This is a genomic window from Nocardia sp. 149-1B (assembly GCF_057747975.1).
In genome coordinates, this window is record NZ_CM173233.1 from 4,207,089 (window position 1) to 4,221,974 (window position 14,886).

The 14,886-nt window shown below is 70.5% G+C and carries 17 protein-coding genes and 3 tRNA genes; 3 read left to right on the forward strand and 17 right to left on the reverse strand.

The annotated features are described in order from the left end of the window. Positions 1-157: 157 nt before the first annotated feature. The 9 genes from AC3ANS_RS20055 to AC3ANS_RS20095 form a co-directional block, all read right to left on the reverse strand. Positions 158-943 (reverse strand): MlaE family ABC transporter permease, encoded by a 786-nt coding sequence (locus AC3ANS_RS20055; RefSeq protein ID WP_488293342.1) that lies wholly within the window; start codon positions 941-943, stop codon positions 158-160. 8 nt (positions 944-951) lie between these two features. After that, positions 952-1,905 (reverse strand): ABC transporter ATP-binding protein, encoded by a 954-nt coding sequence (locus AC3ANS_RS20060; protein WP_488293343.1) that lies wholly within the window; start codon positions 1,903-1,905, stop codon positions 952-954. Positions 1,906-2,184: 279 nt separating this feature from the next. After that, positions 2,185-2,577, reverse strand: coding sequence for a 50S ribosomal protein L7/L12 (gene rplL / locus AC3ANS_RS20065; RefSeq protein WP_488293344.1), 393 nt, complete (start codon positions 2,575-2,577; stop codon positions 2,185-2,187). Positions 2,578-2,666: 89 nt separating this feature from the next. Continuing rightward, on the reverse strand, positions 2,667-3,371 hold the full coding sequence (rplJ, locus tag AC3ANS_RS20070; RefSeq protein WP_488293345.1) for a 50S ribosomal protein L10: 705 nt from the start codon (positions 3,369-3,371) through the stop codon (positions 2,667-2,669). Positions 3,372-3,959: 588 nt separating this feature from the next. Then, positions 3,960-4,682, reverse strand: coding sequence for a 50S ribosomal protein L1 (gene rplA, locus AC3ANS_RS20075; RefSeq protein WP_488293346.1), 723 nt, complete (start codon positions 4,680-4,682; stop codon positions 3,960-3,962). A 63-nt stretch (positions 4,683-4,745) separates the two neighbouring features. Next, positions 4,746-5,174 (reverse strand): 50S ribosomal protein L11, encoded by a 429-nt coding sequence (gene rplK, locus AC3ANS_RS20080; RefSeq protein WP_488293347.1) that lies wholly within the window; start codon positions 5,172-5,174, stop codon positions 4,746-4,748. A 284-nt stretch (positions 5,175-5,458) separates the two neighbouring features. Continuing rightward, entirely contained in the window at positions 5,459-6,406 is a 948-nt protein-coding gene (gene nusG / locus AC3ANS_RS20085) for a transcription termination/antitermination protein NusG (protein WP_488293348.1), read from the reverse strand. Between the two features lie 51 nt (positions 6,407-6,457). Then, positions 6,458-6,709, reverse strand: a complete 252-nt coding sequence (gene secE / locus AC3ANS_RS20090; RefSeq protein WP_488293349.1) for a preprotein translocase subunit SecE — start codon at positions 6,707-6,709, stop codon at positions 6,458-6,460. A 51-nt stretch (positions 6,710-6,760) separates the two neighbouring features. Beyond that, positions 6,761-6,833, reverse strand: a tRNA-Trp gene (locus AC3ANS_RS20095). A gap of 136 nt (positions 6,834-6,969) precedes the next feature. On the opposite strand from AC3ANS_RS20095, the gene AC3ANS_RS20100 reads away from it, so the two are divergent. From AC3ANS_RS20100 to AC3ANS_RS20110, 3 genes are read left to right on the forward strand one after another with little or no spacing between them, the layout of a single operon-like run. Beyond that, positions 6,970-8,250, forward strand: coding sequence for an aspartate aminotransferase type Ic (locus tag AC3ANS_RS20100; RefSeq protein WP_488293350.1), 1,281 nt, complete (start codon positions 6,970-6,972; stop codon positions 8,248-8,250). Positions 8,251-8,271: 21 nt separating this feature from the next. Next, on the forward strand, positions 8,272-9,303 hold the full coding sequence (locus AC3ANS_RS20105) for an adenosine deaminase (RefSeq protein WP_488293351.1): 1,032 nt from the start codon (positions 8,272-8,274) through the stop codon (positions 9,301-9,303). After that, positions 9,300-9,737 carry a hypothetical protein gene (locus AC3ANS_RS20110; protein ID WP_488293352.1) on the forward strand — a complete coding sequence of 146 codons (438 nt, stop codon included), beginning with the start codon at positions 9,300-9,302 and terminating at the stop codon, positions 9,735-9,737. The genes AC3ANS_RS20105 and AC3ANS_RS20110 overlap by 4 nt, the downstream gene beginning before the upstream one ends. Positions 9,738-9,752: 15 nt before the next feature. Here the strand turns inward: AC3ANS_RS20110 and AC3ANS_RS20115 are convergent, their stop codons facing one another. From AC3ANS_RS20115 to AC3ANS_RS20150, 8 genes are all read right to left on the reverse strand, one after another. Beyond that, positions 9,753-10,778 (reverse strand): UDP-N-acetylmuramate dehydrogenase, encoded by a 1,026-nt coding sequence (locus tag AC3ANS_RS20115; RefSeq protein ID WP_488293353.1) that lies wholly within the window; start codon positions 10,776-10,778, stop codon positions 9,753-9,755. After that, on the reverse strand, positions 10,771-11,148 hold the full coding sequence (locus AC3ANS_RS20120) for a MaoC/PaaZ C-terminal domain-containing protein (protein WP_488293354.1): 378 nt from the start codon (positions 11,146-11,148) through the stop codon (positions 10,771-10,773). Before AC3ANS_RS20120 ends, AC3ANS_RS20115 begins: the two co-directional genes overlap by 8 nt. Further along, positions 11,145-11,546, reverse strand: coding sequence for an FAS1-like dehydratase domain-containing protein (locus AC3ANS_RS20125; protein WP_488293355.1), 402 nt, complete (start codon positions 11,544-11,546; stop codon positions 11,145-11,147). Before AC3ANS_RS20125 ends, AC3ANS_RS20120 begins: the two co-directional genes overlap by 4 nt. A gap of 90 nt (positions 11,547-11,636) precedes the next feature. Beyond that, positions 11,637-11,807 (reverse strand): 50S ribosomal protein L33, encoded by a 171-nt coding sequence (gene rpmG, locus AC3ANS_RS20130; protein ID WP_121804265.1) that lies wholly within the window; start codon positions 11,805-11,807, stop codon positions 11,637-11,639. A gap of 58 nt (positions 11,808-11,865) precedes the next feature. After that, positions 11,866-11,939: transfer RNA gene (locus AC3ANS_RS20135), tRNA-Met, on the reverse strand. Positions 11,940-11,994: 55 nt separating this feature from the next. Next, positions 11,995-12,067, reverse strand: a tRNA-Thr gene (locus tag AC3ANS_RS20140). Between the two features lie 74 nt (positions 12,068-12,141). After that, complete coding sequence (locus tag AC3ANS_RS20145) at positions 12,142-13,554, reverse strand: amidase (protein ID WP_488293356.1); 1,413 nt, start codon at positions 13,552-13,554, stop codon at positions 12,142-12,144. 119 nt (positions 13,555-13,673) lie between these two features. Beyond that, a complete protein-coding gene (locus AC3ANS_RS20150) occupies positions 13,674-14,861 on the reverse strand; it encodes an ROK family protein (protein ID WP_488293357.1) in 1,188 nt (395 codons plus the stop codon). Between the last annotated feature and the right edge of the window lie 25 nt (positions 14,862-14,886).

Genomic DNA, 14,886 nt, shown 5'->3' on the forward strand with positions numbered 1-14,886 from the left:
CTCCCGATGCTCGGCCGTCGCGAGCGTCGTCCAGCGCGTGCGCTCGCAAGGCGGCGGCGCGAAGGCATACCGGGGTTGTCTGTCGAGCGTCGCCAACGCGGCGAGCGTGCGTGATGGGCGGCGCGTAGCAGGCCATGGCATCGGGAGTCATGGCGAGTCAGCCCGTCTTCGGTGGGACGAGCTGGATGTAGATCGCGCTCATCACGAAGTTGACGATGAAGAGGAGGATGAACGTGACGACGACCGACTCGTTGACGGCGTCGCCGACGCCCTTCGGCCCGCCGGCGGCGTTCATGCCCTTGTAGCAGGCGACGACCGCTGCGATGAGGCCGAACACGAGGGCCTTGGCCATGCCCTGCCACAGGTCGGGGAGCTGCGAGAGCGCGGTGAAGCTCGCCAGGTAGGCACCGGGGGTGCCGTCTTGCAGCACCACGTTGAAGAAGTAGCCACCGGCCACGCCGACGACGCTCACCATGCCGTTGAGGAACACCGCGACCAACATGGCGGCCAGCACGCGCGGCACCACCAGGCGCTGGATCGGGTCGATCCCGAGCACCATCATCGCGTCGAGCTCTTCACGGATCTTGCGGGCTCCGAGGTCGGCGGCGATGGCCGAGCCGCCGGCGCCCGCGATGAGCAGCGCGGTGCCGATCGGCGCGGCCTGCTGGACGACGGCGAGGACGGAGGCAGAGCCCGTGAAGGACTGGGCGCCGAACTGCTTGATCAGGCCACCGACCTGCAGCGCGATCACCGCACCGAAGGGGATCGCCACGAGCGCGGTCGGGATGATCGTCACCGAGGCGATGAACCAGGCCTGCTGGATGAACTCCCGCAGCTGGAACGGGCGTCGGAACAGCGCGCGCAGCACATCGAGGCCGAAGGCGAAGAACTTGCCAGCGGTCCCCACCGGCGCGAGCGCGCGGCTCGCGGTCAACGACGACATCGGACTGCTCAGCCGCCCGTCGTCATGGTCATGTTCTCCTCGAACGACCCGGGCGGCGGGGTCACGCCGTTGGCGCGGCACCACTCACCGGGAGCCCGCTGGCTGCGGCGCGGGATGCCGTTGGAGGGCTCCAGCTGCATCGGGATCGGGGGCAGCGGGGGCAGCTCCTGGTCCTTCTCGGCCTCGAGCTCGTCGGCGTCCTTCTCCTCGGACATGCCGATCGGGCCGACCTTCTGAGCGTTGAGGAACTGCCGCACGACGGGCTCCTCGGAGGAGAGCAGCATCTCCCGTTGCCCGAACATCGCCAGGTGCCGGTGGTAGAGCAGGCCGATGTTGTCGGGCACGGTGCGGGCGGTGTTGATGTCGTGGGTGACGATCAGGAACGTCGCGTCGATCTGGGCGTTGAGGTCGACGATCAGCTGGTTCAGGAACGCCGTACGGACCGGGTCGAGACCCGAGTCCGGCTCGTCGAACAGCACGATCTCGGGGTCGAGGACCAGAGCCCGGGCGAGGCCCGCGCGCTTGCGCATGCCGCCGGAGATCTCGCCGGGGAGCTTGTCCTCGGCGCCGACCAGTCCGACGAGGTCCATCTTCTCCATGACGATGTCGCGGATGTCGGACTCGGACTTCTTGGTGTGCTCACGCAGCGGGAAGGCGACGTTGTCGTAGAGGTTCATCGAGCCGAACATCGCGCCGTCCTGGAACAGCACGCCGAACAGCTTGCGGATCTCGTAGAGCTCCTTCTCCGAGCAGCTCGCGATGTCGGTGCCCTCGATGACGATCGAGCCCTGGTCGGGCTTGAGGAGGCCGATGAGGGTCTTGAGGAACACCGACTTGCCGGTGCCGGACGGGCCGAGCATCACGCAGATCTCACCGGCCGGCACGGTGAGCGTGACGTCGCCCCAGATCAGCTGCTTGCCGAACGACTTGCTCAGGTGCTCGACCTGGATCTCAACGCCCATGACCGCCCTCGTCCCTCCTCGCCACCGCGCGCGCTCCGGATCCCGGGCCGGGCACGCCTGACACTCCCCCGCCTCCCACTGACCGGTAACAACGCCGGAGTAGCGGCGAGGTTACGCGTCGGTTTCCTTCCCCGCACCCCCCGACTTACACCTTGGACATCGCAGGAGATCGCGATCGTCTGGACCGGTCCGCTGACCCGAAATGCCACGAGGGGCGGTCCACCGCGTGGGTGGACCGCCCCTCGTGAGGGTCGTGCTAGGCCGAGACGGAGCGGTACGTCACTTGAGCGTGACGGTGGCGCCGGCGCCCTCGAGGGCATCCTTGGCCTTCTCGGCCGCGTCCTTGGCAACCTTCTCGAGGATCGCCTTGGGGGCCGCCTCGACGAGCTCCTTGGCCTCCTTGAGACCGAGGGAGGTCAGCGCGCGGACCTCCTTGATCACGTTGATCTTCTTCTCGCCGGCCGACTCGAGGATCACGTCGAACTCGTCCTGCTCGGCAGCGGCCTCGCCACCGCCAGCAGCGCCGCCCGCGGCGGGCGCGGCGGCAACGGCAACGGGAGCAGCGGCGGTGACGCCGAAGGTCTCCTCGAACTGCTTCACGAACTCGCTGAGCTCGATCAGCGTCATCTCCTTGAACGCGTCGAGGAGCTCGTCAGTGCTGAGCTTCGCCATGGTGGCGTTTCCTTCCATTCGGTGGTCCGACTCGCGATTGCGGCGGACCGGGTTTCAGGTGGTGGTGTGACCGAGCTGATCCGGTGGGATCAGGCCTCGGTGGTGTCGCCCTCGTCGGAGGCGGTGGCCTCAGCGGCGGTCTCCTCGGCGGGAGCCTCCTCTGCGGCCGGAGCCTCGTCAGCGGGGGCCTCGGTCTCGTCCGCTGCGTCAGCAGCGGGCTCGGCCGGAGCCTCCTCGGCGGCGACCGGCGTGCCGGCACCACCTGCGAGGATCGAGGGGTCCTGCTCGGCCTTCGCCTGGAGCGCGCCCGCGAGACGGGCGGCCTGGGCGAGGGGGGCGTTGAGCAGGTAGACGGCCTGGCTGAGCGACGCGAGCATCGCGCCGGCCATCTTGCCCAGGAGCACCTCGCGCGACTCGAGGTCCGCCAGCTTGGCGATCTCGCTCGCGTCGAGGATGTTGCCGTCCAGGATTCCGCCCTTGATGACAAGGGTGGGGTTCGCCTTGGCAAAGTCACGCAGACCCTTGGCCGCCTCGACCACGTCGCCGTTGATGAAGGCGATGGCGGTCGGACCGGTCAGCAGGTCGTCGAAGCCGGAGATGCCCACCTCATTGGCAGCGATCTTGGCCAGCGTGTTCTTGACCACGGCGTAGTCGGCGTTCGCACCGAGGGAGCGCCGCAGGTCCTGCAGCTGCTTCACGGTGAGACCGCGGTACTCGGTCAGCACAGCACCGGCGGAATCGTTCAACGACTCAACGATCTCCGCGACGGCTGCCTGCTTGTCTGCCCGCGCCATGGGTCTCCTTCCGGTGGTCGACCACCGGAAGCGGACCGCGGGAATGACGAACGCCCCGAGCACAGGCTCAGGGCGTGGACCCCCGTGAGGAGGAGCTGCTCTTCACCTGCGCTGGCCGTCCGCAACTCTCGCGGAACCTTCGGTCGCACCACGTGCGTGGCGAGACAACCGGCGGTCTTTGGTTTCGTGGAGAACAGTACGGCGGATCCGGCGGCGGGGCCAAATCGGGGCCGCGTCTCGCGCGTCGACTTCGTCGCCGCGCGGGCCGCGGTATCGCTCTTGGGTTGGTCTCCAGACGGTGTTGTTGCGGTCGGCGCGCGGGCTGCGGGTCTCGGGACGTCCTACCCCGCGACGCTCATTGAATGCACGCTTCGTATGACGTCGCACGACCGGACCCCGGCGGCATCCCGACAGGCGCGAATTCCAGTCCCGGGCGGCGGCGGTCAAGTGCGGCGAAGCGGACCCTTGACGGGCGACTGGGCCGGACAATCACGCGCCGGGAGGCCGCCACCGCATCAGCATGCACGTGTCCCCAAATGACGACGACCCGCCCGGATCACCGGGCGGGTCGACGTACAGGAACTGCGATCAGGGCTGGGCGTTCTCGTCCTCGAGCGCGACGTTGCGCGTCCGGTTCGGGTCGACCTGGATGCCGGGGCCCATGGTGGTGGAGACGGTGACCTTCTTGATGTAGCGGCCCTTCGAGCTGGCCGGCTTCAGACGGAGCACCTCCTCCAGCGCCGCGGCGTAGTTCTCGGCGAGCTTTACCTCGTCGAAGGAGGCCTTGCCGATGATGAAATGCAGGTTCGCGTGCCGGTCGACACGGAACTCGATCTTGCCGCCCTTGATGTCGCTGACAGCCTTCGCGACGTCGGGCGTCACGGTGCCGGTCTTCGGGTTCGGCATCAGGCCACGGGGACCGAGCACGCGGCCGAGGCGGCCGACCTTGCCCATCAGGTCCGGGGTCGCGACCACGGCGTCGAAGTCGAGCCAGCCGCCGGCGACCTTGTCGATCAGCTCGTCGCCACCGACGATGTCGGCGCCGGCTTCACGAGCGGCCTCGGCCTTGTCGCCGTTCGCGAACACCAGGACGCGAGCGGTCTTGCCGGTGCCGTGCGGGAGGTTGACGGTGCCGCGGACCATCTGGTCGGCCTTGCGGGGGTCGACACCGAGGCGCATCACGACGTCGACGGTCTCGTCGAACTTCTTCTTGCTGGAGGTCTTCGCGATCTTGATCGCGGCGAGCGGGGCGTAGAGCTCGTCCTTGTCGAACGTGTCCGCCGCTGCGCGGTAGGTCTTGCTGCGCTGCATGAGCTTTCTCTTCTCTGTTGGAAAAAGGTGTGGTTAGCGAGCCAGCGCGGCTCTCCCACGTGTTCAGTCGGTCGTGACGCCCATCGAACGGGCGGTGCCCTCGACGATCTTCATGGCCGCGTCGATGTCGTTCGCGTTGAGGTCGGGCAGCTTGGTCTGAGCGATCTCGCGCACCTGGTCCTTGGTCAGCTTGCCGACCTTCTCCTTGTGCGGGACGCCCGAGCCCTTGGCGAGGCCGGCGGCCTTCTTGATCAGCTCGGCAGCCGGAGGGGTCTTGGTGATGAACGTGAACGACCGGTCCTCGTAGATCGTGATCTCGACCGGAACGACGTTCCCGCGCATCGACTCGGTCTGCGCGTTGTAGGCCTTGCAGAACTCCATGATGTTCACGCCGTGCGGACCGAGCGCGGTACCGACGGGCGGAGCGGGAGTCGCGGCACCGGCCTGCAGCTGCACCTTGACGAGTGCGGCGATCTTCTTCTTCGGAGGCATTGCTTCTCTTTCTGTCTCGTGGTCATGACGAGGCGTACGTCGTAGGCCTCTGCCACCTGCCGTTGCCCCGTTTGCAACCGGGCAACCTGTCTATTGTGCGGCGGGATCGGGCGTTGTGTGAAATCCGAGGACCGCTCGTCTGCTGCCGGCCGCCGCTTGGCTTGACCAGCCGACCAGCCCGGACCTCTGATCTCGATACGCCGGTCGGCCCCACTCCTTCGTCGCGGGGCCGCGGCTACTCGATCTCGCGCGGCTTTCTGAGCTCTTCGACTCCGTCGAAGAGCTCAGACGCGCTGAATCTGCGAGAAGCTCAGCTCGACGGGCGTCTCGCGGCCGAAGATCTCGACCAGGGCCTTGACCCGCTGGGACTCGGCATTGATCTCGGTGATCGTGGCGTGCAGCGTGGCGAACGGGCCGTCGACGACCATGACCGAGTCGGAGACGTCGAAGTCCGCGACCTCGACCGGCTTCTTCGCAGCGCCGCCACCCGAGGCGGGCTGGGTGCCGGCGGCGACGGCCTCGGCCTCGGCGCGGGCCACGACGGCCGGGGCGAGCATGTTCTCGACCTCGGACATCGACAGCGGGACCGGCTGGTGGCTGTGGCCGACGAACCCGGTGACCGACGGGGTGTGGCGGACCGCGGCCCACGACTCGTCGGTGAGGTCCATGCGCACCAGGACGTAGCCGGGGAGGACGGTGCGGCGCACCATCTTGCGCTGGCCGTTCTTGATCTCGGCCACCTCCTCGGTGGGGACCACGATCTCGTGGATGTAATCCTCCATGTTGAGGGAGATGATGCGGTTCTCCAGGTTCGACTTCACCCGGTTCTCCATGCCGGAGTAGGTGTGGACCACGAACCAGTCGCCCGGCTTGGCCCACAGCTCCCGGCGGAACGCCTCGAGCGGGTCGTCGGGGTCGGTCTCGTCGTCCGCGTCGTCACCGTCGCCCGCGTCGTCAGCCTCATCGACGCCCGGGCCCTCGTCGCCCTCGGCCTCGGACAGCCCGATGCTGGTCGCGCCGGCTTCGGTGTCGTCGAGGCCCAGGTCCTCGTCGGAGTCCTCGTCGGTGACCTCGACGTCCAGGCGCGGGTCCTCCTCGATCTCCGGACCGTCGTTCGGCTCGCCGTACTGGTCCTCGAGGGTCGGGTCGAGCTCACCGGTCGGCTCCGATGACTCGGCTGACTCCAGCATCGTCTCCTCGGTCTCCACCGAGTCGTTCTCGTGCTCAGACACGTACTGCTCCATCACGTTCGGGTGCTCTGGTCGTCCGGCGGGTGGCCGGAGTCAGTTGTCGGAATTGCCGGCGAAGACCGCGAAGACGAGCTTGCCGAAGCCCAGGTCGAGGACCGAGACCAGCGCCATCATGAAGAGCACGAAGGTCATCACGACGATGAAGTACGTGATCAGCTGCTCCTGGGTCGGGTAGACGACCTTGCGCAGCTCGGCGACCACCTGACGGTAGAACGTGGGGATGCTCGTGCGCTGGTGGCTGCTGCCCCCTCCGCGCGACCCGCGGACTGCCTTGCTGTCCGGCACGTCCTTCACCTCTCCTCGTTCGATTCGACTGATCGACCTGTGCGTGCTTTGCAGGGCACGAGGGACTTGAACCCCCAACCTTCGGTTTTGGAGACCGATGCTCTGCCAGTTGAGCTAGTGCCCTTCGCAGACTTCTGCGACGTGGCCCCCCGACCTCAGCGTCGCCACCAGGGCATGGCTGAGCGTGTGGGAAACCACCAAGCCTGGAGTCTACGGGGCCGCTGGTCCGAGCACCAATCGGTCTCTGACACGATGGCCGCGTGAGCGAGCACCCGCCCCTGGCAGACCGGTCCCGTGACGACCTCGAGGCCTTCCGCGCGGCCGAGCAGACGGCGTACGACGCCCTGGTCGCCTCCGGCCTGAAGCTGGACCTCACGCGGGGCAAGCCCTCCGGTGAGCAGCTGGACCTGGCCGACGGGCTGCTGCGGCTGCCGGTGTCGACGACGTCCCCGGACGGCGTCGACGCCCGCAACTACGGCGGTTTGTCGGGCATCCCGGCGCTCCGGGAGATGTTCGCGGAGCTGCTCGGCCTCGAGACCGAACAGCTCTCGGCCCAGGGCAACTCCAGCCTGACGCTGATGAAGGACGTGCTGTCCTACCTCTGGCTCAAAGGCGGCGTCGACTCCGAGCGCCCGTGGGGCGCGGAGGAGAAGGTCCGGTTCGTCTGCCCGGTCCCCGGCTACGACCGCCACTTCGCGTTGACCGAGTGGTTCGGCATCGAGATGGTGACCGTCCCGATGAACGCCGACGGCCCCGACGCCGAGGCCGTGGCAGCGCTCGTCGCCGACGACCCGAGCATCAAGGGCATGTGGGTGGTCCCGACCTACGCGAACCCCACGGGCCAGGTGACCTCGCAGGAGGTCGCCGAGCGCCTGGCGTCGATGCCGACCGCGGCGCCGGACTTCAAGATCTTCTGGGACAACGCCTACGCCCTGCACCATCTGACCAGCGAGGAGTCCAAGAGCGCGGACATCGTGTCGCTGGCCGCGGTCGCGGGCAATCCGCATCGGCCGGTGGTGTTCGCCTCCACCTCGAAGATCACCTACGCGGGCGCCGGCGTCGCCTTCGTCGGCGGCTCCGTCGAGACGATGGCCTGGTTCCACCGCAACCTCGGCCTGGGCTCGATCGGCCCCGACAAGGTCAACCAGCTCCGGCACCTGGAGTTCTTCGGCACCGCGCAGGGCGTGCGTGACCACATGGTGCGCCACCGCGAGCTGCTCGCGCCACGCTTCGGCGAGGTCGAGCGGATCCTGACCGAGCGGCTCGGCGGACTCGGGATCGCGACCTGGACCCATCCGGGCGGTGGCTACTTCGTGAGCCTCGACGTCCTCCCGGGCACGGCCAGCCGGGTCATCGGGCTCGCGAAGGAGGCAGGTGTGGCGCTCACCCCGGCCGGGTCGGCGTTCCCCTACAAGCGCGACCCTGCGGACGAGAACATCCGGCTGGCGCCGTCGTACCCCGTGCTCGCGGAGGTCACCGGCGCCATGGAGGCCGTCGCGACGTGCGTCCGCTTGGCGGCCGCGGAGAAGCTGCTCGAGTGACCCCGGCTCCAGGCTCGGGCCATGCGTGACCTCCACCGGCTGCCCAAGGCGCACCTGCACCTGCACTTCACGGGGTCGATGCGGCACTCGACGCTGCTCGAGCTCGCCGCCCGCGACGGGATCTCGCTCCCCGACCAGCTGGTCGAGGAGTGGCCGCCGACGCTGTCCGCGGCCGACGAGAAGGGCTGGTTCCGCTTCCAGCGGCTCTACGACGTGGCGCGCTCGGTCCTGAGGACCGAGAGCGACGTACGCCGGCTGGTGCGCGAGGCGGCCGAGGACGACGTCCGTGACGGCGGCCGCTGGCTGGAGATCCAGGTCGACCCCAGCGGCTACGCCGCCCGCTTCGGCGGCATCACGGCGTTCACCGACCTGGTCCTCGACGCGGTGCGCGACGCCGAGCAGGCGACCGGCCTCGGCATCGCAGTCGTCGTCGCCGCCAACCGCACACGGCACCCGCTCGACGCCCGGACGCTCGCCCGACTCGCCGGACAGTACGCCGGGCGCGGGGTCGTCGGCTTCGGGCTCTCCAACGACGAGCGTCGGGGCAGCACCGCCGACTTCGCCCCCGCCTTCGCGATCGCCGAGCGGGCCGGCCTGCTGCTCGCCCCGCACGGCGGGGAGCTGCGTGGGCCCGAGCACATCCGTCTCTGCCTGGACGCGCTGCACGCGCAGCGCCTGGGCCACGGGGTCCGGTCGGCCGAGGACCCGGCCCTGCTGGACCGGATCGTCGAGGCCGGCGTGGCCCTGGAGGTCTGCCCGGTCTCGAACGTGGCGCTCGGGGTCTACTCCGACCTGACGTCGGTCCCGCTGCCGACCCTGCTCGCCGCAGGAGCGACCGTCGCCCTGGGCGCCGACGACCCGCTGCTGTTCGGGTCACGCCTGGCCGGGCAGTACGCCACCATGCGCGCCGCCCACGACCTCAGCGACGCCCAGCTGGCCGAGCTGGCCCGGATGTCGGTGCGCGCGTCGCGGGCACCCTCGGACCTGCGCGCCCGCATCCTCGCCGACATCGACGGGTGGCTGGGCGCCGGTCCTGACACGATGGGGCCATGAGCGAGCCAGGCCAGCCCTACCCGCCGCACGACCCGTACCAACAGCCCTACGGCCAGCCCTACGGCCAGCCCTACGGCCAACAGCCCTACGGCCAGCCCTACCCGCAGCCCGCGCCGGGGCAGCCGGCGTACGGCTGGGCACCGAAGCCGCCCGAGCACCCCTCGGCGACCACGGCCATGGTGCTCGGCCTGATCGGCCTGGTCGGCATCCTGGTCTGCGGCGGCCTCACGCTGGTCGTCTCGCCGTTCGCCTGGGCGATCGGCGGGCGGGCGCTGCGCGAGATCGACGCCAACCCGACCGCCTACAGCGGCCGGGAGATGGCCTCGGCGGGCCGGGTGATGGGGATCGTCGGCACCGGCCTGCTGGTCCTGGGCGTGCTGGCCGTGATCGCGTTCTTCGCGATCGTCGTCGGGGTCGCGCGCACCGGCCCGTAGGAGCGGGCTCGTGCCCTACAGCTCGCAGCCGACGAGCACCGGCTCGTTGACCAGCCGGATCCCGAACCTGGCCTCGACCCCTGCTCGGACCTCGCGGGCGAGGTCGAGCAGCTCAGCGGTGGTCGCCCCACCCCGGTTGGTCAGCGCCAGGGGGTGCTTGCTCGACAGCGCGACCGGCCCGGCGGCGTACCCCTTGCCGAACCCGGCGTGATCGATCAGCCAGGCAGCGCTGGTCTTCACCCGGCCATCAGGCTGGGGCCACGCAGGCGCTCCGTCGGGTACGGCGGAGGGCTCGACGACCGGGTTGGTGAAGAACGAGCCCGCGCTCCAGGTGTCGTGGTCGGTCTCGTCGAGCACCATGCCCTTGCCGCGCCGCAGTCCGAGCACCGCGGCGCGGACCTCCGACTGCGGGGCCCGGGCCCCGACCTGCACGCCGAGCGTCCGGGCGAGCTCGGCGTAGGCCACGGGCTGGCCCAGGCTCCCCTGGCGCAGCTGGAACGTCACCGAGAGGACCACGTGGCGCGCGGGGTCGGCCTTGAAGCGCGAGGTGCGGTAGCCGAAGCCGCAGTCGGCGTTGGCGAACGTGCGGATGCCGCGCAGCCTGCGGTCCCAGACCCGCACGCTGGCGATGGTCTGGGCGACCTCCTGGCCGTAGGCACCGACGTTCTGGATCGGGGTCGCACCGACGGAGCCGGGGATGCCGGAGAGGGCCTCGAGGCCCGACCACTCGCGGTCGACGGCGAGCGCGACGAGGTCGTCCCAGGTCTCGCCGGCCGCGACCGTGACCATCGCCCCTCCGCACGAGGCCTCGCCGGTGTCGTCGCTCTCGATGCCACGGGTCGCGACCTCGACCACGGTGCCGGGGAAGCCCTCGTCGGTGACGACGAGGTTGCTGCCGCCTCCGAGCACGAGCACCGGCTCACCGGCCGCGTCAGCCGCCTGGACCGCCTCGACGAGCTCGGCCTCGGTGGTCGCCCGCACCCAGCGGGCGGCGGGGCCGCCGAGCCGGAGCGTGGTGTGGTCGGCGAGCCGGTCAGGCACGGACCACGGCCTTGGGCATGCCCAGCACCTTCTGGCCCCGGCAGGTGACGGTGAGCGTGACGGTGGTCAGCCCGTCCACAGGCTCCTTCGCCTCACCGGCGACCTCGATGTCGACACCGCCATCGGCGGGCACGACCACCGGGTTGGTGAACTTGCAGCCCAGGCTCACCGTCTCGGCGCCCGGGAACCACTCCGCGACGGCGCGGGCCGCGAGCGCCATCGTGTACATGCCGTGGGCGATGACCCCGGGCAGCCCGACGCTGCGGGCGACCGCCTCGTCCTGGTGGATCGGGTTGTGGTCGCCGCTGGCCTCGGCGTAGCGCACCAGGTCGGCGCGGGTGATCGTGAAGGTGCGGGTCGGCAGGCTCACGCGTCGGCCCCCCGGTGCACCAGGGTCGCGCTCGTCGAGCACACCAGGGCGCCCGAGGCGTCGGTGATCTCGCTGGTGGTGCCGATGATGTCGTTGCCCGCGATCTGGCGCAGGGAGCCGACGCTCAGCGTCGCGGTGAGCACGTCGCCGGGGACGACGGGCCGCTCGTAGGCGAACCGCTGCTCGCCGTGCACGATCCGGTGCAGGTCGATCGACTCCGCGGCCAGGAACGCGTTCATCGCGTCGAACGCGAGCACGATCGGGTACGTCGCGGGCGCCGGGCCGCCGGCGTACTCGCCGCCGGTCGCGGCCACGAAGCTGCGGATGGTGTCCTCGGTCACCGCGCGCGGCGGCGTCGGCGGGAACGCCCGACCGACGAGCGACTGGTCGACTGGCATGAACCCAACCTAGTGGCGGTCCGTACCTGGGCCCGAAATGACAGCAACCCCGCCAGAGAAGCTCTGACGGGGTGCTGGGAAGACGTGCGATCAGCGGGTCTCGCGGTGCGCGGTGTGCTTGCGGCAGCGCGGGCAGAACTTCGCGAGCTCGAGCCGGTCGGGGTCGTTGCGGCGGTTCTTCTTGGTGATGTAGTTGCGCTCCTTGCAGTCCACGCACGCGAGCGTGATCTTGGGGCGAACGTCGGAGCTCTTGCTGGCCACGGGAAGTCCTTCGGAGGTCGATGCTGGGTGTCGCTGTTGGTTCGAGGTCAAGTCGCAGTAGCGGGGGCGGGACTCGAACCCGCGACACCACGATTATGAGCCGTGTGCTCTAACCACCTGAGCTACCCCGCCACGAGGGCACGGCTGCGTGCTCCAGAGTAACCGCAGCACGCAAAATCCTGCCCAGAGCCCCTTTACGGAATCGAACCGTAGACCTTCTCCTTACCATGGAGACGCTCTGCCGACTGAGCTAAAGGGGCAACGACGGAGAACTCTACACACGGGTGCGGGCGATCTGGAAATCGGCCCCGCAGCCCCGTCCGGAGCCGCCTGATCAGCCCGTGATCGGGGCCGTGATCGGCGTCCAAGGAGAGGCCTCCTCGAGCTCGTAGGCGAGCTCCAGCAGGGTGGCTTCCCGACCCGCTCCGGCGGAGAACATCATGCCCAGCGGCATGCCGTTCGAGGTGGTCGCCAGCGGCAGCGACACGGCCGGGTCGCCGGTCGCGTTCTGCCACGGGGTGAACGTCACCCACTCCAGGATCCGCTCCATGACGGTGTCGAAGTCGTTGGTCGGGTCGAGGTGGCCGACCAGGGGTGTCTCGTGCGCGAGCGTCGGGGTGAGCACCACGTCGTAGCGCTGGTGGAACTGCGCGGAGACCCGCGAGAGCCGCCGGAGCCGGGCGATGGCCCCGGGGAGCCGGTGGGCGCGGCGCCGACAGTGGCGATCGAGGCCGAGGGTGAGGTTGTCGAGGAGCCCGCGGTCCCAGGAGGGCCCGGCGACGCGGCGACCGGTGCGCACGATCGTCATCGCGAGCATCGACCAGTAGAGCAGGAAGTCATCCGGGACGGTCGCCGGCGCCGGGTGCTCGGCCTGCTCGACGTGGTGGCCGAGCTCCTCGAGGAGCCGCGCGGTCTCGAGCGTGAGCTCGGCGACCTCGGGCGCGACCGTGCGGCCCAGACCACCGGTGTGCACGGCGATCCGCAGGCGCGCCCGGCCGGGCCGGGCCACGTCCCCGATCGGCGGCAGCGAGAGTGCCCGGTAGACGCGCTCGGCCTCGCGCAGGAAGGCGGCGGTGTCGCGCACCGAGCGGGTCAGCACGCCGTCGGACACGATGCGCACCGGCATCTGGCGGGTGAGCCGGTCCTGGGCGAGCCGGTCGCGGGTCGGCTTGAGACCGACCAGGCCGTTGACCGACGCCGGGATGCGGATCGAGCCGCCGCCGTCGTTGCCGTGGGCGAGGGGTACGGCGCCGGCGGCCACCAGCGCCGCCGTACCGGCCGAGGAGGCGCCGGCGGTGCGCGCGGTGTCCCAGGGCGAGCGGACCGGGCCGAGGCGCGGGTGCTCGGCGGCAGGGCTGAACCCGAACTCGGACAGCTGGGTCTTGCCGAGGGGAACCAGCCCGGTCGCGAGGAACATCCGGGCGAAGTCGCCGTCCCGGGCCACGGGCCGGCCGCGGTAGGCGTCGCAACCCTGCTGGGTGGGCATCCGGGCGACGTCGACGTTGTCCTTGAGGTAGGTCGGGACACCGGCGAAGTAGCCGCCGCGCGGGTCGAGCGCCTCGGCACGGGCGCGGTCGTAGGCGACGTAAGCCATGGCACCGAGGTCCGGCTGCAGCCGCTCGGTGCGGGAGATGGCGGCGTCGATCACGTCGGTGATCGCGACCGCACCGTCCTGGATCGCCTCGACCAGCCCGACCGCGTCGAGGGAGCCCAGCGCGTCGTCGCCGAAGGCGTGTACTCGGGTCACGCGCACACGGTAGTGGGGGGACGCGGCAGCGGACCCGCAGATGGCGGTCGAGCCGAGCGCGCGGCTGACGAGCGACGCCGCGACCGCTGCGCCGACACCGGCGTGACGTGCCGCCGGCGTCAGCCCTGCGCGGCCAACCGGCTGTCGACCGCGACAGGGCTGAGCACGTGGTCGAGGGCGAGGGCCGCACAGCCGACGACGCCGGCACGGGCCCCGTGCGTGGAGGGCAGGAACTTGAGGTCGCGGGTGGCGAGCGGGGCCGCCCGGCGGTAGACGCTCTCGCGCACGCCGGCGACGTAGAAGTCGAAGGCCGCGCCCATGTCGCCGCCGATGACCACCGCGGCGGGGTTGAAGAGGTTGATCGCCACCGCGAGCACCTGCCCGAGCTCACGGCCACTGTCGCGCAGCAGGCCCCGAGCCGCGGAGTCGCCCTGGAGGGCGAGCGCGACCAGCTCGCGGACGTGCCCGACGGGGTGCCCCATCTCCGCCATCTTCGCGACCAGTGCCCACCCGCCCGCGATCGTCTCGAGGCAGCCGACCGCGCCGCAACGGCACGGCAGGTCCCCGGCGGGGTCGACCACCGTGTGCCCGATCTCGCCCGCCGCACCGAGGTGGCCGCTGAGCACGCGCCCGCCGGCGATGATGCCGAGGCCGAGGCCGGTGGAGGCCTTGACCACCAGCACGTCGTCGAGGTCACCGGCGCCGCCGAGGAGCTCGGAGCGGGCCAGCACGTCGGCGTCGTTGCCCACGAACAGGGGCGCCTGGGCGAGGTCGGCGAAGTACGGCGCGAGCGGCACGCCGTCCCAGCCCGACATCACCGGCGACCCGATGCTCAGACCCCGCGCGGGGTCCAGCGTGCCCGGCAGGCTCAGGCCGATGCCGAGCACCCGGGGCTCGACGCCCTCGAGCAGCACCCGGAAGCGGGCGACGATCTCGGCCATCAGCTCGTCGGGGCCCACCCCGACCTCGTGGTCGCGCGAGTCGGCGGTCAGCTCCTGGCCATCGAGGTCGAGCACGGCCAGCTGCGTGCGGGAGCGGCCGATCGCGACCGCGAGCACCACGCCGGCGTCCTTGTTGAAGACCAGGGCGCCGGGGGGCCGGCCACCGGTGGACGCGAGCTCCTCGCCGAGCAGCAGCAGGCCCGCCGAGGTCAGCGAGCTGACCCGGGCGGTGACCGCGGTCCGCGAGAGCCCGGTCAGGGCACGCAGCTGGGAGCGGGTGCTCGCGCGTCCGGTGCGGACGAGCTCGAGGAGCTCTCCGGCGGTGGCGGGGGCGGCGGTCTCGCGGTTCTCGACCAGCTGAGTCACGGGGTGAGCATAAACCGCTCGTCTT

Bases quoted from the DNA above. Each gene is read 5' to 3' on its own strand.
- AC3ANS_RS20055 (WP_488293342.1), bottom strand. From the start codon at position 943: ATGTCGTCGTTGACCGCGAGCCGCGCGCTCGCGCCGGTGGGGACCGCT.
- AC3ANS_RS20060 (WP_488293343.1), bottom strand. From the start codon at position 1,905: ATGGGCGTTGAGATCCAGGTCGAGCACCTGAGCAAGTCGTTCGGCAAG.
- rplL (WP_488293344.1), bottom strand. From the start codon at position 2,577: ATGGCGAAGCTCAGCACTGACGAGCTCCTCGACGCGTTCAAGGAGATG.
- rplJ (WP_488293345.1), bottom strand. From the start codon at position 3,371: ATGGCGCGGGCAGACAAGCAGGCAGCCGTCGCGGAGATCGTTGAGTCG.
- rplA (WP_488293346.1), bottom strand. From the start codon at position 4,682: ATGCAGCGCAGCAAGACCTACCGCGCAGCGGCGGACACGTTCGACAAG.
- rplK (WP_488293347.1), bottom strand. From the start codon at position 5,174: ATGCCTCCGAAGAAGAAGATCGCCGCACTCGTCAAGGTGCAGCTGCAG.
- AC3ANS_RS20105 (WP_488293351.1), top strand. From the start codon at position 8,272: ATGCGTGACCTCCACCGGCTGCCCAAGGCGCACCTGCACCTGCACTTC.
- AC3ANS_RS20110 (WP_488293352.1), top strand. From the start codon at position 9,300: ATGAGCGAGCCAGGCCAGCCCTACCCGCCGCACGACCCGTACCAACAG.
- AC3ANS_RS20125 (WP_488293355.1), bottom strand. From the start codon at position 11,546: ATGCCAGTCGACCAGTCGCTCGTCGGTCGGGCGTTCCCGCCGACGCCG.